Origin of the sequence: Paracoccus versutus (genome assembly GCF_029909795.1) — a bacterium.
Taxonomy (GTDB): Bacteria; Pseudomonadota; Alphaproteobacteria; order Rhodobacterales; family Rhodobacteraceae; genus Paracoccus; species Paracoccus versutus.
Map to the genome: position 1 here is coordinate 1,525,567 of NZ_CP038196.1, position 25,156 is coordinate 1,550,722.

General features: G+C 68.9%; 23 protein-coding genes. 6 read left to right on the plus strand and 17 right to left on the minus strand.

What is annotated here, in order from left to right; genetic code table 11:
• Positions 1 to 232: 232 nt before the first annotated feature.
• The 8 genes from E3U25_RS07650 to E3U25_RS07685 are packed head-to-tail and all read right to left on the minus strand — an operon-like array spanning position 233 to position 9,318.
• Complete coding sequence (locus E3U25_RS07650) at positions 233 to 1,147, minus strand: FAD:protein FMN transferase (RefSeq protein WP_116220739.1); 915 nt, start codon at positions 1,145 to 1,147, stop codon at positions 233 to 235.
• Entirely contained in the window at positions 1,144 to 1,719 is a 576-nt protein-coding gene (locus E3U25_RS07655; protein WP_116220738.1) for a nitrous oxide reductase accessory protein NosL, read from the minus strand. Before E3U25_RS07655 ends, E3U25_RS07650 begins: the two co-directional genes overlap by 4 nt.
• Positions 1,716 to 2,540, minus strand: coding sequence for an ABC transporter permease (locus tag E3U25_RS07660; protein WP_116220737.1), 825 nt, complete (start codon positions 2,538 to 2,540; stop codon positions 1,716 to 1,718). Before E3U25_RS07660 ends, E3U25_RS07655 begins: the two co-directional genes overlap by 4 nt.
• On the minus strand, positions 2,537 to 3,436 hold the full coding sequence (locus E3U25_RS07665) for an ABC transporter ATP-binding protein (RefSeq protein ID WP_116220736.1): 900 nt from the start codon (positions 3,434 to 3,436) through the stop codon (positions 2,537 to 2,539). Before E3U25_RS07665 ends, E3U25_RS07660 begins: the two co-directional genes overlap by 4 nt.
• On the minus strand, positions 3,402 to 4,733 hold the full coding sequence (locus E3U25_RS07670) for a nitrous oxide reductase family maturation protein NosD (protein WP_116220735.1): 1,332 nt from the start codon (positions 4,731 to 4,733) through the stop codon (positions 3,402 to 3,404). The genes E3U25_RS07665 and E3U25_RS07670 overlap by 35 nt, the downstream gene beginning before the upstream one ends.
• Positions 4,734 to 4,737: 4 nt before the next feature.
• Complete coding sequence (gene nosZ, locus E3U25_RS07675) at positions 4,738 to 6,699, minus strand: TAT-dependent nitrous-oxide reductase (protein ID WP_116220734.1); 1,962 nt, start codon at positions 6,697 to 6,699, stop codon at positions 4,738 to 4,740.
• Between the two features lie 22 nt (positions 6,700 to 6,721).
• Complete coding sequence (locus tag E3U25_RS07680; protein ID WP_116220733.1) at positions 6,722 to 8,911, minus strand: NosR/NirI family protein; 2,190 nt, start codon at positions 8,909 to 8,911, stop codon at positions 6,722 to 6,724.
• On the minus strand, positions 8,908 to 9,318 hold the full coding sequence (locus tag E3U25_RS07685) for a hypothetical protein (protein WP_116220732.1): 411 nt from the start codon (positions 9,316 to 9,318) through the stop codon (positions 8,908 to 8,910). The genes E3U25_RS07680 and E3U25_RS07685 overlap by 4 nt, the downstream gene beginning before the upstream one ends.
• Positions 9,319 to 9,655: 337 nt before the next feature.
• On the opposite strand from E3U25_RS07685, the gene E3U25_RS07690 reads away from it, so the two are divergent.
• Together E3U25_RS07690 and E3U25_RS07695 are read left to right on the plus strand one after the other, a co-directional pair.
• Complete coding sequence (locus E3U25_RS07690) at positions 9,656 to 10,093, plus strand: pseudoazurin (protein WP_036756592.1); 438 nt, start codon at positions 9,656 to 9,658, stop codon at positions 10,091 to 10,093.
• 161 nt (positions 10,094 to 10,254) lie between these two features.
• Positions 10,255 to 10,527 carry a DUF6522 family protein gene (locus tag E3U25_RS07695; RefSeq protein ID WP_036756589.1) on the plus strand — a complete coding sequence of 91 codons (273 nt, stop codon included), beginning with the start codon at positions 10,255 to 10,257 and terminating at the stop codon, positions 10,525 to 10,527.
• 44 nt (positions 10,528 to 10,571) lie between these two features.
• Here the strand turns inward: E3U25_RS07695 and ric are convergent, their stop codons facing one another.
• The 3 genes from ric to E3U25_RS07710 are packed head-to-tail and all read right to left on the minus strand — an operon-like array spanning position 10,572 to position 13,289.
• Positions 10,572 to 11,237 carry an iron-sulfur cluster repair di-iron protein gene (gene ric / locus E3U25_RS07700; protein WP_114536112.1) on the minus strand — a complete coding sequence of 222 codons (666 nt, stop codon included), beginning with the start codon at positions 11,235 to 11,237 and terminating at the stop codon, positions 10,572 to 10,574.
• The gene (locus E3U25_RS07705) at positions 11,230 to 11,823 is read right to left on the minus strand and encodes a UbiX family flavin prenyltransferase (protein WP_116220731.1); all 594 of its coding nucleotides are present in this window, start codon (positions 11,821 to 11,823) and stop codon (positions 11,230 to 11,232) included. The genes ric and E3U25_RS07705 overlap by 8 nt, the downstream gene beginning before the upstream one ends.
• Positions 11,820 to 13,289 carry a UbiD family decarboxylase gene (locus E3U25_RS07710; protein WP_116220730.1) on the minus strand — a complete coding sequence of 490 codons (1,470 nt, stop codon included), beginning with the start codon at positions 13,287 to 13,289 and terminating at the stop codon, positions 11,820 to 11,822. Before E3U25_RS07710 ends, E3U25_RS07705 begins: the two co-directional genes overlap by 4 nt.
• 123 nt (positions 13,290 to 13,412) lie before the next feature.
• Between E3U25_RS07710 and ubiT the strand changes: the two genes are divergently transcribed.
• Genes ubiT through E3U25_RS07730 form a run of 4 tightly spaced genes read left to right on the plus strand, consistent with a single transcriptional unit; the run spans position 13,413 to position 17,066 of the window.
• On the plus strand, positions 13,413 to 13,946 hold the full coding sequence (ubiT, locus tag E3U25_RS07715; RefSeq protein WP_116220729.1) for a ubiquinone anaerobic biosynthesis accessory factor UbiT: 534 nt from the start codon (positions 13,413 to 13,415) through the stop codon (positions 13,944 to 13,946).
• A complete protein-coding gene (ubiU, locus tag E3U25_RS07720; RefSeq protein ID WP_036756575.1) occupies positions 13,946 to 14,938 on the plus strand; it encodes a ubiquinone anaerobic biosynthesis protein UbiU in 993 nt (330 codons plus the stop codon). Before ubiT ends, ubiU begins: the two co-directional genes overlap by 1 nt.
• Positions 14,939 to 14,940: 2 nt before the next feature.
• Positions 14,941 to 15,831, plus strand: coding sequence for a ubiquinone anaerobic biosynthesis protein UbiV (gene ubiV / locus E3U25_RS07725; RefSeq protein ID WP_116220728.1), 891 nt, complete (start codon positions 14,941 to 14,943; stop codon positions 15,829 to 15,831).
• A gap of 23 nt (positions 15,832 to 15,854) precedes the next feature.
• Positions 15,855 to 17,066 carry an NnrS family protein gene (locus E3U25_RS07730; protein WP_116220727.1) on the plus strand — a complete coding sequence of 404 codons (1,212 nt, stop codon included), beginning with the start codon at positions 15,855 to 15,857 and terminating at the stop codon, positions 17,064 to 17,066.
• Positions 17,067 to 17,151: 85 nt separating this feature from the next.
• On the opposite strand, the gene E3U25_RS07735 is transcribed toward E3U25_RS07730, so the two are convergent.
• The 6 genes from E3U25_RS07735 to E3U25_RS07760 are packed head-to-tail and all read right to left on the minus strand — an operon-like array spanning position 17,152 to position 25,150.
• Positions 17,152 to 17,664, minus strand: coding sequence for a DUF2478 domain-containing protein (locus E3U25_RS07735; RefSeq protein WP_116220726.1), 513 nt, complete (start codon positions 17,662 to 17,664; stop codon positions 17,152 to 17,154).
• Positions 17,664 to 18,461: a peptidylprolyl isomerase gene (locus E3U25_RS07740; RefSeq protein ID WP_244294882.1), complete on the minus strand. Its 798-nt coding sequence runs from the start codon at positions 18,459 to 18,461 to the stop codon at positions 17,664 to 17,666. The genes E3U25_RS07735 and E3U25_RS07740 overlap by 1 nt, the downstream gene beginning before the upstream one ends.
• A 12-nt stretch (positions 18,462 to 18,473) precedes the next feature.
• Positions 18,474 to 19,175, minus strand: a complete 702-nt coding sequence (narI, locus tag E3U25_RS07745; RefSeq protein WP_116220724.1) for a respiratory nitrate reductase subunit gamma — start codon at positions 19,173 to 19,175, stop codon at positions 18,474 to 18,476.
• A 10-nt stretch (positions 19,176 to 19,185) separates the two neighbouring features.
• Complete coding sequence (gene narJ, locus E3U25_RS07750; protein WP_116220723.1) at positions 19,186 to 19,875, minus strand: nitrate reductase molybdenum cofactor assembly chaperone; 690 nt, start codon at positions 19,873 to 19,875, stop codon at positions 19,186 to 19,188.
• Entirely contained in the window at positions 19,872 to 21,389 is a 1,518-nt protein-coding gene (narH, locus tag E3U25_RS07755) for a nitrate reductase subunit beta (RefSeq protein WP_116220722.1), read from the minus strand. Before narH ends, narJ begins: the two co-directional genes overlap by 4 nt.
• Complete coding sequence (locus tag E3U25_RS07760; RefSeq protein WP_072463076.1) at positions 21,386 to 25,150, minus strand: nitrate reductase subunit alpha; 3,765 nt, start codon at positions 25,148 to 25,150, stop codon at positions 21,386 to 21,388. Before E3U25_RS07760 ends, narH begins: the two co-directional genes overlap by 4 nt.
• Positions 25,151 to 25,156 lie beyond the last annotated feature (6 nt).

The window sequence follows — 25,156 nt, forward strand, 5'->3', positions numbered from 1 at the left end:
GCCGCAAACGGGCGCCGGAACACCGGTTGCGCTCATGTTAATATGAGTTTGCTTTTCCAGTAAACCATTTTTTTAAAAAGAGAATTTTGTAAATAAATTGACGCGCGCCTGCGGGTTTTTGTAAATTTTTCACAACCCCGTCAGGATGACGCCGCGTCGCGGCCGCCGCCGGACATGCAAAACCCGCCGCGCGGCCCTGGCGCGGCGGCCACCGGGTCCGATGGCGGAACCGCTATGCCCCGCGCGGCGCCGCTTCAAGCCGGGCGCCGTCGAAACGGGCCAGCAGCGCCAGGATCGCCTGCCGGTCGCCGGCCAGGCAGGCGGCGGTGGACAGCGCATCGGCCAAGCCCGCGCCGGGGGCCGAGATGCTGACCGCGCGCCAGGCCGGACGCGCCGGCGCGCCGCTGCGCGGGTCGAGGATATGGCCGTCGCGCCCCGCCTGATCGAAGCTCGTGCCCAGCGGCGCCGATGTCGCCAGCGCCCGGCCGCGCAGGCCCACCGCGCCGCCCTCGGCCAGCCGCACCGGCCAGCCGGTGCCGTCGGGCCGGCTGCCCAGGGCGCGCAATTCGCCGGTGTCGATCAGGATGTCGCCCAGCCCCTCGGCCTCGAGCAGCGCGGCAACGCGGTCGGCGACATAGCCCTGGCCGATGCCGTTCAGCGTCAGGGCCATCCCCGGCTCCAGCGTGATGCGCGCCGCGTCCAGCCGCACCCGCTCCCAGCCGGTGCGCGCCAGCGCCGCGCGACGCTCGTCCGCGGTGGGGCGGCGGCCGGCCAAGGCGGCCTCGGCCCAGAGCGACCAGAGCGGCTGCACGGTCGGGTCGAACAGCCCGCCGCTGGCGCGATGCACCGTGCCGGCCAGCGACAGGCATTCCAGCAGTTCGAAGGGCGGCGCCTCCAGCGCGGCTTCGCGGTTCAGCCGCGACAGGGCGCTGTCGGGGCGATAGAGGCTGAGGATGCCTTCCAGCCGGTCGATCTCGGCCAGGCAGCGGGCGGTGATCGCCTCGGCCTCGGGGTGGTCGATGCGGATCGAGGCGCGGGCGCCAAGCGCCTGCCCGACCCAATGCCGGCCGGGCTGGGCACGCGGGGCCGCGGGCGCAAGCGCCACGGCGGCGGTGATGGTCAGAAAGCGACGGCGGGACAGGCTCATGTCGCGGGCTCCTTGGGTTGGCTCAGCGCGCGCAGGCGGTTGATGAAATCGGCTTCCGTGCTGCCGTCGGGCACGGTCTCCTCGGGCGCCAGCACCATCTCGTCGGGGATCGCGTCCAGCCGCATCACCTGCCCGCCCTGCGCGGCGACGAAGGCATCGGCGGCCTCGCGGCTGGAAAAGGGCACCGCCTCGGGCGCGCCCATGCCGCCGACCTGGACCGAGCCCATGACGAAGAAGGCGTCCTTCGCCTCGATCCAGTTGCCCTGCCCCGGCTCTTCCCAGGTCGCGCCGGGCGCGCCCATGTCGTTCACCTGGATGGCCAGGATCGGGTGGCTTTGCTCGGGCATCCTGGCATAGGCGATGGCGTCGCGGACCTGGCTGAAGAACAGCGGCGTGCCCGGCATCCCCTCCAGATGCACCTGCGCCTTGGGGCCGGGATGCTCCAGCAGGTTCATCTGGCAGAAATGGCCCAGCGTCTGGGCGTTCATCTCGACCGGCGTGGTGTCCTGTGCGACCTCCTCGCGGCAGGCGGCAAGGCCCAGCAGCAGCACCAGCAGCAGCGCATGTCTCATGGCGTGACCTTTCGGAATGCGGCAATGGCAAGGCCAAGCGCGGCCAGCGGCCAGGCCAGGACCGACAGCGCCGATTGCCAAAGCGGGATGGTCGCGGCGGCCCCGCCGACGCCGGCAGCGGCGGCGGTGGCCTGGGCGGCCGAGAGGTTGAACAGGCGGAAGGCGTCGGCCGGGTTCGCAAGCAGCGCGACCGGCAGCACCTCGGTGGTGAAGCCGCCGCCGCCATCGGCGACGATCAGCGCCAGCAGGGCCAGGTCGTAAAGCACCACCAGCCCCAGCCACAGCCCGACCGCCAGCCCGGCCGCGCCCGAGGGCCGGCGCGCGATGCTGGACAGCGCATAGCCGGCGCCCAGGAAGGTCGCGCCCAGCAGGGTCGAGCTCCACATCAGCCGCCACAGCGCCGGAAGCCCCGCGGTCGAGGCCGGATCGCTCCAGACCGCCGCCAGGGCCGCCGCGCCGTAGCCCGCGCCCACCGCCAGCGCCAGAATCGCCATATGCGCGACCAGCTTGCCGGCCAGCACCTCGGCCCGCGCCACGGGATAGGTCAGCAGCAAGGGCAAGGTGCCGCGCTCGACCTCGCCGGCGACGGCATCGAAGCTCATCAGCAGCGCCAGCAGCGGCACCAGGTAGACGGCAAGCGAGGTCAGCGAGGCGACGACGACCGACAGCCGGTCGGCGCCGATGTCGCCGGTGGGCGCGGCACCCGCCGCCGCCAGCACCAGCGCAAAGACCACCATCAGCGCGGTGGCGATGGCGACCCAGCGGTTGCGCCGCGCGATGCGGAACTCCAGCGCCGCGGTGGAAAGGATGCGGCGGATCATTGCCCGTCCCTCCGGCTGAAATAGCTGTAGATGTCCTCGAGGCTGGGCGGGATCACGTCCAGGTCCGCGACCTGGCCGCCAAGCCCGGCGATGCGCGCCAGCAGGCCCAGCTTTTCGTCCTGCGCGCAGGCCAGGTGCAGCGTGCCGTCCCCCGCCAGCCGCGCCTGCGGCAGCGCGGCGGCCAGCGCCTCGGCCGCGCCGGGCGCCGGGACCACGGTCAGCCCCACCGGCAGGGCGGCGCGGCGGCGCAACTCGGCCAGCGTGCCCTCGGCCACCAGCCGGCCCTGCGACAGGATCAGGATGCGGTCGGTGCGGGCCTCGACCTCGGTCAGCACATGCGAGGACAAGAGGATCGCCGCCCCCTCGGCCGCCAGCCCATCGAGCAGCGCATAGAAGTCGCGCCGCGACACCGGGTCGAGCCCCGAGGTCGGCTCGTCCAGAACCAGAAGCCGCGGCCGCCCGATCAGCGTCTGGGCCAGGCCGACGCGCTGGCGCATGCCCTTGGAATAGGTGCCGATGCGGCGGCGCGCGGCCTTGGCCAGCCCCACCCGCTCCAGCAGTTCCATGGCCCGGCGCGGGCTTTCGCCGCGCAGGGACAGGTAGTGGCGGATCTGCTCCTCTCCGGTCAGGGCCGGGTGGAAGGCGGCGTTTTCCGGCAGATAGGCCACCTGCATCCGCGCCTGGGCCGAGCCGGGCGCGGCGCCGCAGACCCGGACCTCGCCCGCGTCAAAGGGGATCAGGCCCAGGATGATCTTCATCATCGTAGACTTGCCCGCGCCGTTATGGCCCAAAAGCGCGACGCGCATCCCCGGCCCCAGGTCCAGCGAGACCTCGGCCAGCGCCTCGACGGTCTGGAAGCGCTTAGTGAGACGTGAGATCGTCAGGGTCGATGTCATCGTAGGTTCCTTTTGCCCAACGCCCCGCGACCTCGGCCTCGTAGGCCGCGATCTCGGGCGGGACGGGGATGGTCAGGGGTCGCATCAGGGGCGCGCTGTCCTGCACGCCGCCCGGCAGGGTGGCGGGAAAGCTCTGCTGGCTCCAGCGGATCAGCTGCACGGCGGGGGCGCCGGTCAGAAGCGCGGCGGCGGGCTGCGACCACAGGATATGGTCCATCAGGTCGTTGGGGCGATAGACGCCGTCGGCGATGCCGTCGCCGTTCAGGTCGAAGCCCGGATGGTCGGACCAGAAATTGCCGCGCCCCTCGTGGCTCCATTCGATATGGCGGGTGCCCACGTATTTCACCTGCTCGCGATTGCCGACAAAGGCGTTTGCGGTCAGCACGTTGCGCTCGGACCCGGCGGTGAAGTGGATGCCGATGCCGCAATCCTGGAAGCGGTTGTCCCAGATCAGGTTCTTGTGGGCGTTATAGATGAACAGGCATTTCTTGGTGCCGCCGCGGATCAGGTTGCCGGTCACGTCGGCATTGTTGGCATAGTTCAGCATCAGCCCATGCTCGCGGTCGCCCAGGCTGCGGTTGTCGCGGATCACCGCCCGGTCCGAGAACATGATGGCGAAGCCCAGGTGGTTGCCGATGCTGACATTGCCCGACACCTCGGTGTTGCGGGTATACATGAAATGCACGGCAAAGCGCAGGTCGCGAAACAGATTGTCGCGATAGGCGCTGTCGCCGCTGGCGTTCGAGAAGATGCCGTCGCGGCCGTAGCGGACGGAATTGCCCTGCACCAGCGTGCCGGGGCTGTTCCAGACATAGATGCCGTTGCCGCGCTCGTTCATGCGTGGGTCGCGGGTGCCGATGATCTCGTTGCCGACGACCTGGGCGTCGCGGCCGCCATGCACGTCAATGCCGTGCATGTTCCCGGTCAGCCGCAACTGCCGCACCTGCGCCCGGTCGGCGCCCTTGAGGATCTTGACCCCGGCGTCCAGATCCTTGTTCGCCATGCCCGAGCCGGTGACGGAAAAGCCCTGCAAGGTGACGTCGGGCGCGGCGATGGTGACGACCGTGCCCCGTCCCTGCCCGTCCACCACCGCGGCACGGCTGCCGGTGACGGTCAGGGGCCGGTCGATGGCGACGGGGCCGGCATGGACCCCGTCCTGCAGTCGCAGCACATCGCCGGGGGCGGCCCCGGCGATGGCTTGGGCAAGGCTGCCCTGGCCCGGCGCCACGACATGCTCGGCCGCAAGCGCGGGACAGGCAAGCAGCAGGGCAAGGGCAAGGGTCAGCAGGCTGCGCATGGGATCAGGCCGCCTTCGGCTCGACCATCATGCGGCCGCGCATTTCCATGTGCAGCGCATGGCAGAACCACTGGCAATAATACCAGTACACCCCCGGATTGGCAGCGACGAAAGTCACCGACGAGGTCTGCTGGGGCGAGATCTCCATGGCGACACCGTGGTTGCCCATGGTGAAACCGTGGGTCAGGTCGTCGATCTCGTCAAGGTTGGTGACGATGACCGTGACCTCGTCGCCCTCGGTGACGGTGAAGCTTTCGACCGAGAAGCTGGGCGCGACGCTGGACATGTAGACCCGCACCTTGTTGCCGTCGCGGATGATCTGGTCGGTCCATTCGTCGATGTTGACGCCGTCGGCCTCGGCCTGCTTGCGGGTTTCGGCCCACATGGGATCGTTGCGGTCCCAGACCGACTTGATGACGCTCGACATGATCGAGGGATGCACGGCGATGGCGTCATGCGGCTCGGCAAAGGTCGGGCCGTCATGGACCAGCACCATCTTGTCGCCCGAGATGTCGATCAGCTGGTCGTTTTCCGGCTTCAGCGGCCCGACGTTCAGGAAGCGGTCCTTCGAGAACTTGGACAGGCAGACCATCCAGTCGTTGCTGGCGTCCAGCGTCTCGCCCATCACCGTCTTGAGGTGGCCGGGCTGGTAATGCACGTCGATCTTGTCCTTGATCGGATCGACCTGCTCGCCGGCATAGGCGCGGATCGCCTCCTCGATGTTCCACTTGACCACCTGGCTGTCGAGAAACAGCGAGGTATAGGCGTTGCCGCGCCCGTCGAAGGCGGTGTGCAGCGGGCCCAGGCCCAGTTCCGGCTCGGCCACCACGGCGCTGCGCGGATCGGCATTCTCGTTGAACACCGCGTCGAACCTGGTCACGTCCAGCACCGTCACCGTGGGCGACAGCTTGCCCGCGACGACCAGGTGCTTCTTGTCCGGAGCCATGTTGCAGCCATGCGGGTTGTTGGCGATCGGGATGTAGCGGGTGAACTGGCTGTTCGCCTCTTTCCGGCCGTCCAGCACCTTGCAGCCGTTGATCTCTTCAAAATTGCCGGCCTCGATGGCCTTTTCGATCTCGGCGATGTTGAAGACCACGACATGGTCCATCTCGGCTTCGGTCATCTCGGGCAGGGTCATGCCCATCTCCGAGTTATACGAGGTCGAGAAGGCCCATTTGCCCTCGTAATCGGCATCGCAGTTGTCGAGGTTGCCCGAGACCAGCACCTGCCAGGCGACTTCCCACTTGTCGGCATCGACGGCGGTGAAGACGTTCACATAGGTCGAGATGTCGTCCATCGTGGTGCCGTCGTTGATCAGCGGCGCCTCGTCCTCGCCGTTGCAGAACACATAGTTGCTGCGCGGCCATTTCTGCGGGCGCAGGCCGTGGATGGCCTTGGCGTTCGGCACCTCCAGGATGGCGTCGCATTTCATCACGTCGCAGCGCACCCGCGCCACGCGGGTATTGGCCTTGTCGTTCATGAACAGGAAGCGGCCGTCATACTTGCCCTCGGTAAAGGACATGTGGACGTGGTGCAGGTCGCCGTTGTCGTGGATGCGCTTGCCGTTGGCGGCAAGGTGCTTCCTGGTCCGCTCGGTCATGGTGCGTTCGTGGATGAGGATCGACTCGTTGGTGATGCCCCAGCCGGTGGCCGAGCAGCGGTTGAAGACCGGCACCCGCATCAGCTCGCGCATCGAGGGAACGCCCAGGATGCGCAGCTCGCCGGTCTGGCCCGAGGACCAGAAGCCGTAATAGTCGTCCAGCTGGCCCGGCGCGACCGCGCCGTCGCCGCTGGCGGCCAGCGCCGCGCCGCTGCCGGCGGCGGTGGCGACGCCCGCGGCGCCCGCACCGATCACGGCCGGTCCCAGCGCCAGGCGCCCCCCGAACGCGCCGGCCATGGCCGCACCGCCGGCGGTCGCGCCCAGAAGCGCGCGGCGGCTCAGGCCGTTTTGCTGTTTGGTTTCCATGGTCGAACTCCTTTTCGTGTGTTCAAGCTTCGATCTTGCGGGTGGCGTTGGGATGGCCGGCCGGGGGCTGGCCCAGCTTGGGCGTGCTGCCGGCGGCCACGGCCTCGCGCCGTTTCAACTTGCGGATCACCACCGGGCAGGTGGTCTTGGACTGGTAAAGCACCTGGCAATGCATGCAGTTGATGCATTCGTTGGGATTGATCTCGCCCGTCGGGTGGATCGACTGCACCGGGCATTGCTGGGCGCAGATCTGGCAGGGATTGCCGCATTCGTGATAGCGCTTGAGCCAGTCGAACATGCGCATCCGCGCCGGGATCGCCAGCGCCGCGCCAAGCGGGCACAGGTAGCGGCAATAGAAGCGCTCGACGAAGAGCCCGGCGATCAGCAGCGCCGCGGCATAGGCCACGAAGGGCCAGGCGCGGATGAATTTCAGGATGATCGCGGTCTTGAAGGGCTCGACCTCGGCCAGATGCTCGGCCTGCTCGACGCTCATCAGCGAGACGCCGAAAAGGCCCAGGAAGATCATGTATTTGACCGGCCACAGCCGCTCGTGCAGACCCCAGGGCAGCGTCCATTGCGGGATGCGCAGCTTGCGCGCGATCTGGTTGGTCAGCTCTTGCAGCGCGCCGAAGGGGCAAAGCCAGCCGCAATAGGCGCCCCGGCCCCAGAACAGCAGCGCGGCGGCGACCGCGAACCACAGGATGAAGGTCAGCGGGTCCAGCAGGAAGGCCTGCCAGCTAAAGCCGTTCACCAGGCTGCCGAACAGCGCCATCAGGTTCACGACCGAAAGCTGCGCATTGGCATACCAGCCCAGGAAGACCAGCGTCACGGTCAGAAAGCCCATGCGGAAGATGTAGAAGGCGCGCTCGTTCCGGGTCGCGAAGCTCTGGAAGAAGAATGCCCCCGTCAGCACCAGCAGCATGGCGGCAAGCCCGGCGATCTTGGGCTTGGAATCCAGCCAGATCCGCTTCCACAGCTGCGCCTGGGCCTGGCTTTCGTCGGACTGGGCCACGGGTGCCGCCGCCTCGGGCGCGGGTGCGGGGGCGGCAACGCTGCGCAGGTATTTCTGCGGCAGCTGATAGCCCAGGTCGAAGGTGTGGAAGACCTTCTCGATCGGCCCGACCTCGCGATGCACCAGCAGCTGGATGCGGAAGGGCTTGGTCGGGTCGAAGCCCGAGGCGGCGGGGATCTTGAACAGGTCCATCTCGGTGAAATCCGGCGCGCCATCGGCGGCGACGGCGTTCAGCCGGCGATGGTCGCGGTCGCGGAAGCGCACCGAGACGTCGTCCTGGATCAGCACGATGCGGTCGAAGATGCCGCCGCGGACATAGCCCGAGCCCTTGAAGCTGTAGAGCCCGCGGCCCATGACCGCGATGGCCTGGTCGCCCGGCGCCAGCCAGGCCTGCAGGTTCGCGGCCTGCGCATCGCCCAGCAGCGCCTTGCCGACGGCCGGGACCGAGACCAGCCCGGCCTGCATCTCGATGAAGGTGGTGTCCGGCGCCTCGGACAGCGCGCGCTCGGCGGCGCGGCGGTCGGGATTGGCGGCGAAGGCCGCGTTCACTTGGCCCACGTCCAGCGACAGCCGGCGCAGGGTGCCGTCGCCCTCCATCTCGTGCCAGTCGGCCGAGGGGGCCGCGTCGGGGTCGATCTCGAATTTCGGGCCGGCGGCCACGGTTTCGGCGGCCAGCCCGCCAAGGCCGAGCGCGCGCGCGACCTTCAGCCCCGAGCGCACGATGGAATCGTCGATCACCATCACCGTGACCGTGGCGCCCGAGATGATCTCGACCTCATGCGCCGTGCCGCCCGATTGCGCCTCGGCCACGAGGTCGAGGCCCCGGTAGCCCTCGACCAGCGCCTTGACCTTGGCCTCGGGGATGCCGATCAGCACGATGGGTTCGGAATGCTTGACCAGCCGGACGCCAGCCACCTTCGCGTCCTTGTCCAGCGCGACGAGCGTATGGATGGGCTTGCCGGAATAGCCGGTGGTGCCGACGAAATCCGAGGTGACGAAGGCATGGGCGACGGTCTCGCCCCCCTTCAGCACCGGCGCCACGGCCAGGTCGGCGCGGATCGGCCCGAAACCGTCGGCGCCGGGCACCAGCTCGCCCGCGTTCTGTTCCGGCAGCAGCTGCGCCAGCACGCTTTCGGCGGCGGCCGGCAGGGCCGGCAGCAACAGCGATGCGATCGTCAGGACAAGGCGGAGGATCTTCATGCTCGGGCATCCATGGCAATTGCCTGGACCCGGCGCATCGGCTGGCGCGGATTGCCCGCATCAGACCAGAGGCTGTCGCCCGCAGGCGACGGGACCGCATGGGTCCAGGCAGAGGGGAAAGACGGGGGGCCGCGCGTCAGCACCAGCACCGGACGAACCGCACCGCGCACCTGCGCCGCGCCCGGCGCCACGGCCGGCCGCACCCAGGGCATCGTCCGGACCGGCAGGACGGAGTCGCCCCCCGAGGCCAGCAGCGGCGGGTGGCAGACCGGGCAGTCGCGGCATTCCTGCGGCGCGGGATGTTCGTTGCCTTGGGCGTCCAGCCAGACGGTGCGGGCATGGCCCTCGGCGCAGATGACGACCTCTTGCAAGGGGCCCGACGCCGCCGCGGCCAGATGGGCGGGCATCGCCGCACCCGTCCCCGCCCATCCCGCAACGAGAAGAAGGAGAATCGCGGCAAAGGCGAAAAGGCGCTGGGCCCGGTTATGGTTCGCGCGGCGGCACATGTCGCCGGTCTATGCCTTTGCCCGATCGCAAGCGTTGATCTAGGTCAAGCCAAATACAATGACGCGAGGTCACAGGGGGCCGGCCGCGGACAGGGACGCCGCCCTGCGACATTCTGTCATGACGGAAATCCGAGTTTTTCCCTCTGCCTTTGACTTATCTCAAGCCATGCGTCGCGCAACGGCCCTAGAACAAGACACGACGGGCGGGTTTGCCGCCCGGACCACCAAGGAGAACACGATGTTCCACAATTCCCTCGCCGCTGCTGCCGCCGCGCTGCTGGCCCTTGCCGCCCCCGCGTTCGCTGCGACCCACGAGGTGCATATGCTCAACAAGGGCGAATCGGGCGCCATGGTGTTCGAGCCGGCCTTTGTCCGCGCCGAGCCCGGCGACGTCATCAACTTCGTCCCCACCGACAAGAGCCACAACGTCGAAGCGATTAAGGAAATCCTGCCCGAAGGCGTGGAAACCTTCAAAAGCAAGATCAACGAATCCTATACGCTGACCGTGACCGAACCGGGGCTCTATGGCGTGAAATGCACGCCGCATTTCGGCATGGGCATGGTCGGGCTGGTGCAGGTGGGCGAGGCGCCCGATAACCTCGACGCCGCCAAGACCGCCAAGATGCCCAAGAAGGCGCGCGAGCGCATGGATGCCGAACTGGCCCAGGTCAACTGACCGGGGCCGGCGGCCACCGCCCAAGGGGGAAACAAGCGCGGCGCGAGACACTCGCCCGCGCCTTTCTTGATGAAAGTCGTGTCTTATCCGCCCCCCGCCATGGCCAAACGCCCGGCGCATCCCCATATGCCGGACAGGACGGCACCCCGGAGGGCAATGGCATGACCAGGATCGACTTGACCGAACAGGGTTTTATCGTCGAGGCGCAGGAACTGGCCGCGGCCTTCGGCGTCGAGCCGGGCCAGGTGCCCGAACTGATGCGCGCCAATCGCATCACCACCCGCTGCGAAACCGGCGAGGGCGAGGATGCCGGGCGCCATCGCCTGACCTTTTTCTTCCGGAACCAGGCGCTGCGCCTGACCGTCGACGCCGAGGGCACGATCCTGAAACGCGCGCGCTTCGACGTCCCGGCCCGCAACGCCGGGGCGCGCTGAACACGCAGGCGGGGCATCCGGCCAGCCGAAAGCCCCGCGCCCGGTCACGACGCAAGGACGCGCGGGAACAGGACTTCCTCTTCCAGATGGATATGGGCGATCACGTCGTCGCACAGCTTGCGCAAGCCGGTGTAAAGCGCCGTCCACGAACCGCAGGCGCCGGCCGGCAGGGTCAGGCCATGGGTCACATGCTCGATCCGGCGCAGCAGCTCGGCAGTATCCTCATGCTCGGCCCGCATGATGCGAATCGGCCCGGCCAGCATGGCGCCGCCGCCTTGCAGGATGGCGGGGAACAGCACGGTTTCCTCCTTGGCCATGTGCGATTCCAGGTCGTCGCGCAGCGCGATCAGCGCCTCGGTCAGGCCCAGGGGGGCCTCGTCATGGTCGCCATGCACCATCTCGACCCGGTCGGCCAGGCCGATCAGCCAGCCCAGCTCCTCGCGGTGGGTGTCGTGATAGCGGCTCAGGATATGGTCGATCAGCGCCGAGGTCTCGGTCGGGGCGTCGCGGCCGGCATTGTCGATCAGCGCCTGCAATTCGGCGGTCAGCGCCGGCAGGGCGATGCCGGCCTTTTCGGCGGCTTCGGCCAGGCCGGCACTGGCACCGCAGCAAAAGCTGATGCCGGCGCGGCGGAACACCTCGGCGGCGCCGGGCAGCCGGGCGGCGATGTCGCCGACGGGGGTATCTGGGGCAAGGGTGATGTCAGTCATGATGGTCTCCTCCATGGGGGGCGGGTCGAGAGGGGGCCCAGGCTTGGGCCCGGGGCGGGCCGAGGCGCAGCAGATCGACCGCGCGGGCGGCGATCTGGGCGGTGACTTCGGCCAGGCTTTGCGGGCGCAGGTAGAAGGCCGGCACCGGCGGCAGGATCACCGCGCCCATCCGGGTCGCGGCCTGCATGTTTTCCAGATGCGCCAGGGTCAGCGGCGCCTCGCGCGCCAGCAGCACCAGCGGCCGGCGTTCCTTCAGCTGCACCCCGGCGGCGCGGGTCAGCAACCCGTCGTCGAAGCCATGCGCGATGGCCGCGAGGCTGCGCATGGAACAGGGCGCGACGATCATGCCCGCGACCGGGCACGACCCCGAGGCGATGGCCGCGCCCAGGTCGCGCTGCGCATGCACCCGCGCGGCCAGCGCCTGCAAGGCGGTCAGCGCGTCCGGCCCGACCTCTTCGGCCAGCGTGCGCCGCGCCATGTCCGAGACGACCAGGTCGATTTCCGCCCCGGCGCGGGCCAGCGCGCGGGCGCAATCCAGCGCCAGAACCGCGCCCGAGGCACCCGAGACGCCCAGCACCACCCTCATGGCAGCACCGCGGCCAGCAGCGCCTCGGCCCGCGCCTCGTGCGCCGGGTCAAGCCGCATGACCCGGCCCCATTCGCGGCTGGTCTCGGCGCCGATCTTGGTGGTGGCGTCCAGCCCCAGCTTGCCCGCCAGCCCCTCGACGGGCGAGGCGAAGTCCAGGTAGTCCATCGGCGTGCGGTCCAGCAGCATCACGTCGCGGCCGGGGTCCATCCGGGTCGAGATCGCCCAGGCGATGTCGTCCCAGCTGCGCACGTCGATGTCGCTGTCCACGACCACCACCAGCTTGGTATAGCTGAATTGCGGCAGCATCCCCCACAGCGCCATCATCACCCGCCGCGCCTGGCCGGGATAGCGCTTGTCGATCGCCACCACCGCCATGCGATAGGAACAGGCGGCGGGCGGCAGCCACAGGTCGGTGATCTCGGGGATCTGGGCGCGGATCACCGGCAGGGCCAGGTCGTTGAACACCTCTCCGATGACCGAGGGCTCGTCGGGCGGCCGGCCGGTGACGGTCGACAGGTAAAGCGGATCGCCCCGGCAGGTGATGCGGCTGACGCGCATGACCGGAAAGGGCTCGACGGCGTTGTAATAGCCGGTGTGGTCGCCGAAGGGGCCCTCGGGTGCGGTCTCGCCGGGATGCACCCAGCCCTCGACGACGATTTCGGCGCGGGCGGGGACCATCAGCGGCACGGTCTGCGCCGCAACCAGTTCGGTCCGCGCGCCGCGCAGCACGCCGGAAAAGCCCAGTTCCGACACTGTCTCGGGCAGCGGCAGCGCGGCGGCCAGCAGCAGCGCCGGATCGGCGCCAAGCGCGATGGCGACCGGCATCGGCTCGTCCGCCTGCGCCCAGCTGCGGTGATGCGCCGCACCGCCGCGATGCGCCAGCCAGCGCAGGATCAGCCGGTCGGGGCCCAGCACCTGCGCGCGATAGACGCCCAGGTTGTAGCGGGTCAGATCCTCGGCCCGGCTGTCCTGCGGCCGGGTCAGCACCACCGGCCAGGTGATCAGCGGCCCGCCGTCCTCGGGCCAGGGCGTCTGCACCGGCAGCGAATCGAGGCCGGGCAGTTCGGCCTCTTGCGCCGGGCCGTGGCGCAAGAGCTTCGGCCGCGTCGCCAGCGCCGCGCGCAGCATGGGCCAGCGCGACATGACGTCGCGCATGCCCTCGACCGGGGCCGGGCTGCGCAGCGCGGCCAGGAATTCGCCAAAGCCCGCGACCTCGTCCGGCTGCAGGCCCAGCCCGGCCGCGACCCGCGCCCTGGTGCCGAAAAGATTGGCGATGACGGGGATGCGCGCGCCCTCGGGCCGGTCGAAGCGCAGCGCCGGCCCGCCGCGGCGCAGGCAGGCCAGCTCGACCGCCGTCATCTCGTGGCGCAGCGACACCGGCTCGGCGATGCGCGCGAACTCGCCCCGCGCCTCCAGCCAGGACAGAAAGGTCCGCAGGTCGGGAAATGAAGGAAGGCTGCGCATCAAGGGCTCCGACAGGCCCGCGGCAAGGCGGGCGGATCATGGCGGAAAGGCTAGGCGGGAATTTCCGCGGCTGATTTGACGAATATCAATCACAGCGCCGATTGGTCGGCCTAGACCCGGAACATGACCCAGCGCCCCACCCTGCCGCCGCTGCTGATGCGGCTTCCGCCCCCGCCGCTTTCCCGCCCGGCCCTTGGCCTGGCGCTGACGGCGTTCCTGCGCCGGATCGCCGCGAACAACCCGGCGATCCTGGCGCGCCTTGGTCCCTATGGCCAGGCGCGCTTCCTGCTCGATGTCAGCGACGGGCCGTTCCTGCTGCTGATGCAGCCCCAGGCGCGGCGGCTGACCGCCCATCCGCGCCATGCCCCCGAGCCCGAGCATGACGCCGCGATCCGGGGCGGGCTGGCGGCGTTCCTGGCCATGCTGCATGGCGCCGAGGACGGGGATGCGCTGTTCTTTTCCGGCGAGTTGCAGATCGGCGGCGATACCTCGGCGGTTCTGGCGCTGCGCAATGCGCTGGACGATGCCGAGCTGGACCTGACCGAGGAACTGGCGGCGCTGACCGGCCGGCCGCTGGGGCGCTGGCTGCGCCGCGGCTCGGCGCTGGTCGCGCGCAGAAGCGGGCTGGTTCTGTCCCGACAAGAGGTGATGCCATGATGGAGCTGGTCTGCCCGGCCGGAACCCCGGCGGCCCTGCGCGCCGCGGTCGATGCGGGGGCGCATACGGTCTATTGCGGCTTTGCCGACGAAACCAATGCCCGCAACTTCCCCGGCCTGAACTTCAGCCGCGAGGAACTGGCCGAGGGCATCGCCTATGCCCATGCCCGCGGCGCGCATGTGCTGGTGGCGATCAACACCTTCCCGCGCGCCGGCGACCAGGCGCTGTGGCACCGCGCCGTCGGCGACGCCGCCCGGCTGGGCGCGGATGCGGTGATCCTGGCCGACCTGGGCCTGATCGCGCATGCCGCCGAGGCTCATCCCGGCCTGCGGCTGCACCTGTCGGTGCAGGCCGCCGCCGCCAATCCCGACGCGATCAACTTCTATGCCGAAACCTTCGGCATCCGCCGGGTCGTCCTGCCCCGCGTGCTGTCGGTCGAGGAGATCACCGCCATCAACCGCGAGATCGAGGTGGAAACCGAGGTCTTCGTCTTTGGCGGGCTCTGCGTCATGGCCGAGGGGCGCTGTTCGCTGTCCTCCTATGCCACCGGGCTGTCGCCGAACATGAACGGCGTCTGCTCGCCCGCCAGCCACGTCGCCTACGCCGATGTCGCCGGCAATCACGAGGCGCGGCTGGGCGATTTCCTGATCCACCGCACGCCCAAGGGGATGCCGGTGCCCTATCCGACGCTGTGCAAGGGCTGCTTCAGCTCGCCCGACGGCAAGGGCGGCGGCCAGACCGGCCATATCTTCGAAGACCCGGTCAGCCTGGACGCGACCCGGCTGATCCCGGCGCTGCAAAAGGCCGGGGTCAGCGCATTGAAGATCGAGGGGCGGCAACGCTCGCGCGCCTATGTGGCGCAGGTGGTGCGCGCCTTCCGCGCCGCCGTCGAGGCCGCCGACCAGGGCGCGCCCATGCCCGAGGGACTGCTTGCGCGGCTGACCGAGGGCCAGGCCGCGACCACCGGCGCCTATGCCAAGACCTGGAGATGACCATGGACCTGACCGTCGGCCCCATCGCCTTTTTCTGGAGCGCGGAGCAGGTCCGCGCCTTTTACCTGACGCTGGCCGATACCCCCGTTCAGCGGGTGGTGATCGGCGAATGGGTCTGCTCGAAGCGCCTGCCCTTCTGGCAGCACGAGATCCCCGCCGCGGTCGAGGTGCTGCAGGCCGCAGGCAAGGAGGTGGCGCTTTCCACGCTGACGCTGATCACGCTCAAGCGCGAGCGGCGGCAGACGGCCGAGCTGTTCGCCTCGGGCCTGCCGGTCGAGATCGCCGACCTGACCGCGCTCCAGCACCTGCCCGAGGGCGCGCCCTTCTGGGTCGGCCCGACGGTCAACGTCTATAACGAGGGCACGCTGGAATGGCTGGCCGCGAAAGGCGCGCAGCGCATCTGCCTGCCGCCCGAGCTGCCGCTGGAATCGGTGGCGCAGCTGGCCCGCGCCGGGCAGGACGCCGGCGTCGCGGTCGAGGTCTGGGGCCATGGCCGGGCGCCGCTGGCGATCTCGGGGCGCTGCTATCACGCGCGGCTGCACGACCGCGCCAAGGACAGCTGCCAGTTCGTCTGCGCCGAGGATCCCGACGGCCGCACGGTCGAGACGCTGGAGGGCCAGCCCTTCCTGACCGTGAACGGCGTGCAGACGCTGAGCTATACGCATATGAGCGTCGCGGGACAGGCCGATGCCCTGCGCGATGCCGGCGTCGCCGCGCTGCGGCTTTCGCCGCAGCCGGGCGATTTCGCCGCTGTGGCCCGGCTTTACGCCCAACTGCTGGAAAGCGGGCTTTCGCCGCAGGACGCCCTGGCCGGCTTGCGCCGCATCCAGCCCGGCGCCATCTTTGCCCAAGGGTTCCTGGAGGCGCGCCCCGGCGCCGCCCCCTGCCCATGACCCCATCTTGACGGAGACGCGCGATGTCCACCTCGGAACGCATGCGCAACTATCGCGGGCCGGTGCTGCTGAGCCACGGCTTCCGCGCCTTCTTCCTGATCTCGGCGCTCTGGGCGGCGCTGGCCATGGCGATCTGGGTGGCCATGCTGGCGGGGGCCGAGATCCTGCCCCTGGCCTTCGACCCGTTCAGCTGGCACGCCCATGAATTCCTTTACGGCTATCTCGGCGGGGTCATCGCCGGCTTCCTGCTGACCGCGGTGCCGAACTGGACCGGGCGGCTGCCGGTGATGGGGGCGCCCCTGGCCGGGCTGGTCGGGCTGTGGCTTCTGGGCCGGGCCGCGGTCGGGGTCTCGGCGCTGCTCGACTGGCGCGTGGTCCTGCTGGCCGATCTGGCCTGCGGGCTCATGCTGCTGGCCTTCCTGGCGCGCGAGATCCTGCACGGCCGGAACTGGCGCAACCTGCCGGTTCTGGCGCTGCTGGGGCTGTTCGCCGCCGGCAACGCGCTGTTCCATGTCGAGGCCGCCCGCGGCGACGCGGCCTTCGAGGGCATGGGGATGCGGCTGGGCCTGGCCGCGGGCCTGATGCTGATCGCGCTGATCGGCGGGCGCATCATCCCCAGCTTTACCCGCAACTGGCTGGCAGCGCGGGGGGTGCAGCAACTGCCGGCGCCCTTCGACCGCGGCGACGGGCTGGTGCTGGGGCTGACCGGGGTGACGCTGGCGGGCTTCGCCCTGCCCGACGGCCGGGCCATGCCCTGGCTGATGCTGGCCTGCGGCGCGGCGCATCTGTGGCGGCTGGCGCGCTGGCAGGGGGCGCGGACCGGGGCCGAGCCGCTGCTTTGGGTGCTGCACCTGGCCTATGGCTTCCTGGCGCTCGGCTTCTGGGCCGAGGCGGCGGCGGGCCTGGGCCTGATGGCGGCGGCACCGGCGCGGCATGTCTGGCTGGCCGGCGCCATAGGGCTGATGACGCTGGCGGTGATGAGCCGGGCGAGCCTGGGCCATAGCGGGCGGGCGCTGCATGCCGGGCGCGGCACCACGGCGCTTTACCTGGCGCTCGCCGCCTCGGTGGTGCTGCGGCTGCTGGCCGGGGTACTGCCGGCGCAGGTCTGGCTGCTGCACCTGTCGGGGACGCTGTGGGTTCTGGCCTTCGGCGGCTTCGCCCTGCTCTACCTGCCGGTGCTGGCGCGGCCGCGCGTGGCGAAAAAGCCGGTCTCGGGCGCAAGGCGGACAGCCTGAAGCGCACCACGAAAAGAAAGGCCCGGTCGCGACGACCGGGCCTTTTTCGTTGCATGAGCCTTGGGGGCCTTGGGGGCCTTGCAGGTCAGGCGGGTTGCAGCCGGCAGGCCCGCTGGCACCAGCCCATGACCGCCGCCTGATCGGCGGGAAGCGGCGTGGCGAGCCCGTCGGCAAAGGCCTGGAACGCCGGCAGGTTCAGCCCGTTCACACCAGCCAGCACCGGGATGCCGCGCGACAGTGCCTCGGCGATCAGGGGCGCAAAGCCGCGGCCCTCGGATTCCTGCTTGCCGAACTTGTTGACCAGCAGCAAGTCGGCGCCGGGCAGCGCGGCGGCGACGCCCAGCACCGCCGCCTCCAGCACGCCGGCGTCCAGCCGGCAGCCGCGGGCGCCGTTGCCGCGATCCTCGCTGATGCGCAGCACCGGGCCGTCGGGCAGCACGCGCAGGTCCATGTCGCATTTGACGCGGCCCTCGCGCTCGGGGTTGGTCTGCACCGTCCCGGCCAGCCGCAGCCCCGCCGCCTGCGCCGCCCCGGCAAGGGCGGCAAGGAAGCGGTCGTTCGCGCCGCGGCCGGGCAGGCTGACATAGGCCAGTTGCATCACGCCCGCCTTTCCTGGTCGAAGGAAACGCCCGAGATCTCGGCCCCGGCGACCAGCCCGTCCAGGTAGTCGCGGCTGGCGCGCAGCCAGGCCGCCTTGTCATGCGCCTGGCGCAATTGCGGCAGCACGGCCTGGAACGGCAGCACCGCGCCCTGCGCGCGCGCATCCAGGCGGACGACATGCAGGCCATAGCGGGTTTCGGCCAGGGCCAGCGCGCCTTCCTCCATCGTGGCCAGCACGGCCTCGAACTCGGGGACGGTATCGCCCGAGGTCAGCTGCCCCAGAACCCCGCCGGCATTCTTCGAGGAACAGGCGCTCAACTCGGCCGCCAGTTCGGCAAAGCGGCGCGGCTGGGCGCGCAACTGGGCCAGCACCGCCTCGGCCCTGGCCCGCGCCTGGGCACGGGCCTCGGCATCGTCGGGGGCGGTGGCGAACAGGATATGCGCCGCCTCGAAAAGCGAGGGGGCGCGGAACTGTTCGGGATGGGCGGCGTAATGCGCGGCCAGCGCCGCCTCGTCGGCAGGCGCGGGCCGGATCTTCTGGTCCAGCAGGGCGCGGATCGCGGCCTCGTCCTCGGTCTCCCATTGGCCGGGGGCAAGCTCGGCCGGTTCGGCCGCGATGCCCTGGGCGCGGGCTTCCTGCAGCAGAAGCTCGCGCACCGCCAGCGCCCGCGCGGCGGCGCGCCAGGCATGGCCGGGCTTGCCCTTGGGCGCGGGGTGGTTCTGCGCCTCGGCCGCGATGCGGCCGGGGTCCAGGGTCACGCCGTTCACGACGACGGGCGGTAGCAGCGGTTTCATCTCCATCGCCGCTTACTCCGCCGGGTGGCGCTTGGCCGGGTAACGCTTGGTCCGCACGATCTGGTAGCCCGGCCGCCACAGGTAGCGCACGGGGGCCGAGATCATGTGGACCAGCCGGGTGAACGGGAACAGCAGGAAAATGGTCAGCCCCAGCAGGATATGCAGCTTGAAGAGCCAATGCACGCCCACGAGGTGATCCGCCGCGCCCGAGCGGAAATAGACGATGCCCTGCGCCCAGGACATCAGCCGCGTCATCTCGTGCCCGTCCAGATGCTGCATCGAGACCAGGATGGTCGCAAGCCCCAGCACCAGCTGGGCGATCAGCAGGGCCAGGATGCCGGTATCGGCCAGCGTCGTATGGGCGCGCACCCGCGGGTCGGTCAGCCGGCGATGCAGCAGCATCCCGCCGCCCACCAGCGCCATGACCCCGGCGATGCCGCCGGCGGTCATCGCCAGCACCTGCTTGGCGCCATGGCTGATGCCGAAGGCGTCAAAGACCGCGATGGGCGTCAGAAGCCCGCCCAGATGGCCGAAGAAGATCACCAGCACGCCGACATGGAACAGGACCGAGCCGATGACGAATTGCCGCCGCCGCAGGATCTGGCTGGACTTGGATTTCCAGCTGAACGGATCCTGGTCATAGCGGATGATCGAGCCGAGGATCATCACCGTGATGGCGATATAGGGATAGATCCCGAAAAGGAAATTGTTCATCTGCTCCTCCTCATTGCGCCGGGTTCGCGACGCGCGGGGCGTCCATGCGGGCAAGGATGTCGCGGCTGACCGGGCAGCCGGCATTGGGGTCGGGACCGAAAGTGACCTGCGCCTCTTCCCAGACGGCATCCAGCGCGGCCAGATCCTCGGGGTCGTCGTCGGGGACGGCGGCCAGCTCCTCGGGCAGTTCGGGTGGCTCGGTCACGACCAGCGTCACCAGCGCGCTCAGCACGCCGGCATAGGCGCTTTCGCGCCGCGTCAGCCGGTCAGCCAGCGCGACCAGGATATGGGCGGCATCGGCCAGCAGCGCCTCGGCCTCGGGCAAGGGCCGGGTGGACAGGTATTCCAGCAGCACCGGCAGGTGGTCGGGCAGTTCCGGCCCGACCAGGTCGAAGCCGCCGGCGCGATAGGTTTCCAAGAGATCGACCATGGCGCCGCCGCGGTCGCGGCTTTCGCCATGCACATGCTCGAACAGGTTCAGCGACAGGCTGCGCGAGCGGTCGAACAGCAGCACATAGCGTTCCTGCAGGTCGTAGAGGTCGCCCTGGCGCAGCTCTTGCAGCAGCCGGGCGATTTCCTCCATGCGCTTGGGGCCAAGCAGCCCCTCGGCATGCAGCACCGCGTCGATTTCGGTCAGCGCCGCGATCAGCTCCTCGCTGGGATAGGAAAGCAGCGCGGAAAGGGCCTTGAAGCTTTTCATGCGATGAACTCCTGCGGGCTGCGGAACTTCTTGCCGCCGAAGAGCGAGGGGGTGTCGCCCGACGAACAGCCGTGCCCGTCGGTAAAGCCGCAGCCGCCGCGCAGGTCATAGGCGTCCTCGACGATCTCGCGATGCGTGGTCGGGATGACGAAGCGGTCCTCGTAATTGGCGATGGCGAGCAGCTGATACATCTCGTCGATCTGCTGCGGGGTCAGGCCGACGCGCTTGGCGACGCCCAGGTTCACCACCCCGTCCAGCGTCTTGGAACGCATGTAGCTGCGCATGGCCAGCATCCGCTCCAGCGCGGCGGCGACCGGGGCCTCGTCCCCCGCGGTCAGCATGTTGGCAAGGTAGCGCAGCGGGATGCGCAGGCTGCGCACGTCGGGCATGTCGTCCTGCGCTGCGATCTTGCCCGCCTCGGCCGCGTTCTGGATCGGCGACAGCGGCGGGACATACCAGACCATCGGCAGGGTGCGATATTCCGGGTGCAGCGGGAAGGCGATCTTCCATTCCATCGCCATCTTCCAGATCGGCGAGCGCTGCGCGCCGCGGATCCAGTCCTCGGGCACGCCCTCGGCGCGGGCGGCGGCGATCACCTCGGGGTCGTTCGGGTCCAGGAACACGCCCAGCTGCGCGTCGTAGAGGTCCATTTCCGATTCCGCCGCCGCGGCCTCGGCGATCCTGTCCGCATCATAGAGCATCACCCCCAGGTAGCGGATGCGGCCGACGCAGGTTTCCGAACAGACCGTGGGCTGGCCCGATTCAAGCCGGGGATAGCACAGGATGCATTTTTCCGACTTCCCGGTGGACCAGTTGTAATAGATCTTCTTGTAGGGGCAGCCGGACACGCACATCCGCCAGCCCCGGCACTTGTCCTGATCGATCAGCACCACCCCGTCCTCTTCGCGCTTGTAGATCGCGCCCGAGGGGCAGGAGGCGACGCAGGCCGGGTTGAGGCAATGCTCGCAAAGCCTCGGCAGATACATCATGAAGGTGTTTTCATATTCGCCGTAGATGTCCTTCTGGATGCCCTCGAAGTTGTAGTCCTTGCTGCGTTTCTCGAACTCGCCGCCCAGGATCTCCTCCCAGTTCGGGCCCCATTCGATCTTTTCCATCCGCTCGCCCGAGATCTTGGATCGCGGCCTTGCGGTCGGGAAGGCCTGCATCTCGGGCGCCGATTTCAGGTGGTCGTAGTCGAAATCGAAGGGCTCGTAGAAATCGTCGATCTCGGGCAGGTCGGGGTTGGCAAAGATATTGGCCAGGATGCGCCACTTGCCGCCCTGCTTGGGCCGCAGATGGCCCGAGCGGGTCCGCACCCAGCCGCCGTTCCAGCGCTTCTGGTTTTCCCAATCCTTGGGATAGCCGATGCCGGGCTTGGTCTCGACGTTGTTGAACCAGGCGTATTCGACGCCTTCGCGCGAGGTCCAGACGTTCTTGCACGTCACCGAGCAGGTATGGCAGCCGATACACTTGTCCAGGTTCAGCACCATGCCGATTTGCGCACGCACTTTCATTCCGCTGCCTCCATCTTTTGGGTTGCGGGCCCCGTTTGCAGGGGCTGGTCGAGCCAGTCGACCTTGTTCATCTTGCGAACGATGACGAATTCGTCGCGGTTGGCCCCCACGGTGCCGTAGTAGTTGAAGCCATAGGCCAGTTGCGCATAGCCGCCGATCATGTGGGTGGGCTTGGGCACGATGCGCGTCACCGAATTGTGGATGCCGCCGCGCAGGTTGGTGATCTGGCTGCCGGGCGTGTTCACGATCTTTTCCTGGGCGTGATACATGAACATGCTGCCTTCCTTCATGCGCTGGCTGACCACCGCGCGCGCGGTGATGACGCCATTGCTGTTGAAGACCTCGACCCAGTCGTTGTCGACCAGCCCGGCTTTCCTGGCGTCGATCTCGGATATCCACACCACCGGGCCGCCGCGGTTCAGCGTCAGCATCAGCAAGTTGTCGGTATAGGTCGAATGGATGCCCCATTTCTGGTGCGGGGTGATGAAGTTCAGCACCACGTGCTTTTCGCCCGCGGCCAGCGACTTCCTCGCATCCGCGCCGACGGTCTTCAGGTCCACCGGCGGGCGCCAGGTCACGAAGCTTTCGCCAAAGGCGCGCATCCATTCGTGGTCCTGGTAAAGCTGCTGGCGGCCCGAGACGGTGCGCCACGGGATCAGCTCATGCACGTTGGTCCAGCCAGCGTTATAGCAGACCTCCTCGCTTTCGATGCCGGACCAGGTGGGGGACGAGATGATCTTGCGCGGCTGGGCGGCGATGTCGCGGAAGCGGATCTTCTCGTCCTCCTTGACCTCGGCCAGATGGGCGTGGTCGCGGCCCGTGGCGCGGCCAAGCGCGGCCCATGCCTTGACCGCCACCTCGCCATTGGTCTCGGGCGCCAGCATCAGCACCACCTCGGCGGCGTCGATAGCCGTCTCGATCCGCGCCATGCCCTTGGTCGCGCCCTCTTCGGTCACGCGGCCGTTCAGCGCCTGCAGGTGATGCACCTCGTCCTTGGTGTCCCAGCTGATGCCCTTGCCGCCGTTGCCCAGCTTTTCCATCAAGGGGCCCAGCGCGGTGAAGCGCTTGTAGAGGTTCGGATAGTCGCGCTCGATCTCGATATAGGCGGGCGCGGTCTTGCCGGGGATCAGCTCGCATTCGCCCAGCTTCCAGTCCTGCACGAAGGGCTGGGCGATCTCGCCGGCGCTGTCGTGCTGCAGGGGCAGCTGCACCACGTCGGTCTCGACCCCCAGCACCTCGGGCGCAATCTCCGAGAACTTGCGGGCGATGGACTTGAAGATCTCCCAGTCGGATTTCGACTCGTAGGCCGGGTCCACCGCCGCTTGCAGCGGGTGGATGAACGGATGCATGTCCGAGGTGTTCATGTCGTCCTTTTCATACCAGCTGGCGGTCGGCAGGACGATGTCGGCATAGACGGCGGTGGTGGACATGCGGAAGTCGATCGTCACCAGCAGGTCCAGCTTGCCCTCCGGCGCCTGCTCGTGCCAGGCGGCCTCGACCGGCTTCTGCCGGCCCTCCTGGCCCAGATCCTTGCCCTGCACGCCATGATCGGTGCCCAAGAGGTGCTTGAGGAAATATTCATGCCCCTTGCCCGAGGAACCGAGCAGGTTCGAGCGCCAGACGAACAGGTTCCTCGGCCAGTTCTCGGGCGCGTCGGGGTCTTCGCAGGACATCTGCAGATCGCCCGACTTCAGCTCGCGCGCGACGTAATCCCTGGCGGGGATGCCTTCGGCCTTGGCGGCACGGCCGACCTCCAGCGGGTTGGTCCTCAGCTGCGGGGCCGAGGGCAGCCAGCCCATCCGCTCGGCGCGGATGTTGTAGTCGATCAGGCTGAGCCGGTTCCAGTCGCCCGCCGGCGCGGTCGGCGACAGGATCTCCTGCGCGCTGACCGTCTCGTAGCGCCATTGGTCGGTATGGGCATACCAGGCCGAGGTCGCGTTCATGTGCCGCGGCGGGCGCGCCCAGTCCAGCGCGAATGCCAGCGCCGTCCAGCCGGTCTGTGGGCGCAGCTTTTCCTGGCCGACGTAATGCGCCCAGCCGCCGCCCGACTGGCCGACGCAGCCGCACATCACCAGCATGTTGATGACGGCGCGATAGTTCATGTCCATGTGGAACCAATGGTTCATCGCCGCGCCGATGATGATCATCGACCGCCCATTGGTCTTTTCGGCATTGGCGGCGAATTCGCGCGCGACCTGGATGATCTTGTCGCGGCGCACGCCGGTGATGCGCTCGGCCCAGGCGGGGGTAAAGGGCACGTCGGCGTCATAGTCGCGCGCGACGTTCTCGCCGCCCAGGCCCCGGTCCAGGCTGTAATTGGCGCAGAACAGGTCGAAGACGGTGGCGACCAGCGCCTGCTGGCCATCGGCCAGGGTCAGCCGCTTGACCGGCACGTTGCGGGTCAGCACCGCGCCGCGGTCGTCGACGGCGAAGCCATTGGTCGCGGCGCCGCCGAAATAGGGGAAGTCGACGCCGACCACGTCGTCGCGATCCTCGTCCAGGATCAGGCTCATCTTCAGCCGGACCTCGTCCTCGCCGGCCTTCTGCTCAAGGTTCCAGCGCCCCTGCTCGCCCCAGCGGAAGCCGACCGAGCCGTTCGGGACCACGATGCGGCCGGTCACGTCGTCGATGGCGACCGTCTTCCATTCCGGGTTGTTCGCCTGGTCCAGCGCGCCGTCGAAATCGCTGGCGCGCAGCTGGCGGCCGGGGATCAGGCGGCCGTCCCGTTCCTCCAGCCGCACCAGCATGGGCATGTCGGAATAGCGCCGGCAGTAATCCTCGAAATATTCGGCCTGCCGGTCCAGGTGGAACTCGCGCAGGATGACATGGCCGAAGGCCATGCCCAGCGCCGCGTCGGTGCCCTGCTTGGCGTTCAGCCAGATGTCGCCGAACTTCGCCGCCTCGGAATAGTCGGGGCAGATCACCGCCGACTTGGTGCCGCGATAGCGCGCCTCGGTATAGAAATGCGCGTCGGGCGTGCGGGTCTGCGGCACGTTCGAACCCCAGAGCAGCAGGTAGCCCGCGTTATACCAATCCGCCGATTCCGGCACGTCGGTCTGTTCGCCCCAGGTCTGCGGGCTGGCCGGCGGCAGGTCGCAATACCAGTCATAGAAGGACATGCAGGTGCCGCCCAAGAGCGACAGGTAGCGCGTGCCCGCCGCATAGGAGATCATCGACATGGCCGGGATCGGCGAGAAGCCGAAGACCCGGTCTGGGCCATAGGTTTTCGCCGTATAGGCATTGGCCGCGGCCACGATCTCGGTCGCCTCGTCCCAGGTCGCGCGCACGAAGCCGCCCTTGCCGCGGATGCGGGTATAGCTTTCGCGCGCCTGCGGGTCGGCCTGGATCGCGCTCCAGGCCTCGATGGGGGTCATGGTCCGGCGCTTTTCGCGCCAGAGCTTCATCAGCCGGCCGCGGATCAGCGGCGTCTTCACCCGGTTCGCGGAATAGAGATACCAGCTGTAGGAGGCGCCGCGCGCGCAGCCGCGCGGCTCGTGGTTGGGCAGGTCCGGCCTGGTGCGGGGATAGTCGGTCTGCTGCGTTTCCCAGGTGACGATGCCGGATTTGACATAGATCTTCCAGGAACAGGAGCCGGTGCAGTTCACCCCATGGGTCGAGCGCACGATCTTGTCGTGCCGCCAGCGCCCGCGATAGGTGTCCTCCCAGTCGCGGTTTTCGGTCGTGGTCTGGCCATGCCCTTCCGAAAACACGTCCTTGCGCGTGGATTTCAGGAAGTTCAGGCGGTCCAGCAGATGGCTCATGGCTGT

Coding starts and splice junctions, on each gene's coding strand:
- E3U25_RS07650 (WP_116220739.1), bottom strand. CDS start 1,147: ATGAGCCTGTCCCGCCGTCGCTTTCTGACCATCACCGCCGCCGTGGCG.
- E3U25_RS07655 (WP_116220738.1), bottom strand. CDS start 1,719: ATGAGACATGCGCTGCTGCTGGTGCTGCTGCTGGGCCTTGCCGCCTGC.
- E3U25_RS07660 (WP_116220737.1), bottom strand. CDS start 2,540: ATGATCCGCCGCATCCTTTCCACCGCGGCGCTGGAGTTCCGCATCGCG.
- E3U25_RS07665 (WP_116220736.1), bottom strand. CDS start 3,436: ATGACATCGACCCTGACGATCTCACGTCTCACTAAGCGCTTCCAGACC.
- E3U25_RS07670 (WP_116220735.1), bottom strand. CDS start 4,733: ATGCGCAGCCTGCTGACCCTTGCCCTTGCCCTGCTGCTTGCCTGTCCC.
- nosZ (WP_116220734.1), bottom strand. CDS start 6,699: ATGGAAACCAAACAGCAAAACGGCCTGAGCCGCCGCGCGCTTCTGGGC.
- E3U25_RS07680 (WP_116220733.1), bottom strand. CDS start 8,911: ATGAAGATCCTCCGCCTTGTCCTGACGATCGCATCGCTGTTGCTGCCG.
- E3U25_RS07685 (WP_116220732.1), bottom strand. CDS start 9,318: ATGCCCGCCCATCTGGCCGCGGCGGCGTCGGGCCCCTTGCAAGAGGTC.
- E3U25_RS07690 (WP_036756592.1), top strand. CDS start 9,656: ATGTTCCACAATTCCCTCGCCGCTGCTGCCGCCGCGCTGCTGGCCCTT.
- E3U25_RS07695 (WP_036756589.1), top strand. CDS start 10,255: ATGACCAGGATCGACTTGACCGAACAGGGTTTTATCGTCGAGGCGCAG.
- ric (WP_114536112.1), bottom strand. CDS start 11,237: ATGACTGACATCACCCTTGCCCCAGATACCCCCGTCGGCGACATCGCC.
- E3U25_RS07705 (WP_116220731.1), bottom strand. CDS start 11,823: ATGAGGGTGGTGCTGGGCGTCTCGGGTGCCTCGGGCGCGGTTCTGGCG.
- E3U25_RS07710 (WP_116220730.1), bottom strand. CDS start 13,289: ATGCGCAGCCTTCCTTCATTTCCCGACCTGCGGACCTTTCTGTCCTGG.
- ubiT (WP_116220729.1), top strand. CDS start 13,413: ATGACCCAGCGCCCCACCCTGCCGCCGCTGCTGATGCGGCTTCCGCCC.
- ubiU (WP_036756575.1), top strand. CDS start 13,946: ATGGAGCTGGTCTGCCCGGCCGGAACCCCGGCGGCCCTGCGCGCCGCG.
- ubiV (WP_116220728.1), top strand. CDS start 14,941: ATGGACCTGACCGTCGGCCCCATCGCCTTTTTCTGGAGCGCGGAGCAG.
- E3U25_RS07730 (WP_116220727.1), top strand. CDS start 15,855: ATGTCCACCTCGGAACGCATGCGCAACTATCGCGGGCCGGTGCTGCTG.
- E3U25_RS07735 (WP_116220726.1), bottom strand. CDS start 17,664: ATGCAACTGGCCTATGTCAGCCTGCCCGGCCGCGGCGCGAACGACCGC.
- E3U25_RS07740 (WP_244294882.1), bottom strand. CDS start 18,461: ATGAAACCGCTGCTACCGCCCGTCGTCGTGAACGGCGTGACCCTGGAC.
- narI (WP_116220724.1), bottom strand. CDS start 19,175: ATGAACAATTTCCTTTTCGGGATCTATCCCTATATCGCCATCACGGTG.
- narJ (WP_116220723.1), bottom strand. CDS start 19,875: ATGAAAAGCTTCAAGGCCCTTTCCGCGCTGCTTTCCTATCCCAGCGAG.
- narH (WP_116220722.1), bottom strand. CDS start 21,389: ATGAAAGTGCGTGCGCAAATCGGCATGGTGCTGAACCTGGACAAGTGT.
- E3U25_RS07760 (WP_072463076.1), bottom strand. CDS start 25,150: ATGAGCCATCTGCTGGACCGCCTGAACTTCCTGAAATCCACGCGCAAG.